The sequence below is a fragment of the Colwellia sp. BRX8-7 genome (assembly GCF_014077275.1).
Taxonomy (GTDB): domain Bacteria; phylum Pseudomonadota; class Gammaproteobacteria; order Enterobacterales; family Alteromonadaceae; genus Colwellia_A.
Map to the genome: position 1 here is coordinate 1 of NZ_JACGVP010000152.1, position 224 is coordinate 224.

At 52.7% G+C, this 224-nt stretch carries 1 protein-coding gene; it reads right to left on the reverse strand.

Annotated elements, in window-relative coordinates; genetic code table 11:
• A partial coding sequence (locus H4J57_RS20430; protein WP_409049416.1) for a PAS domain S-box protein occupies positions 1–221 on the reverse strand: 221 nt, incomplete at its 3' end.
• Positions 222–224 lie beyond the last annotated feature (3 nt).

Sequence of the window (224 nt, forward strand, 5' to 3'; positions counted from 1 at the left end):
GGGGCATTGGCCGTATCGATTAACTGGGTTAAATCATGGGCGACACTTTCTTGCTCCTTACGGATCTTATTGAGCTCGGTGATATCTTGTCCAACCCCCACAACCCCCACAATACGACCTGCCGCATCCCGGCGTGAAGTGGAGTTCAACAGCACATCCACCCGGTCGCCCGTTTTGGTAAACAACGGAAATTCATAGTTAGCCGACTCTTCACCTTGCAGGGC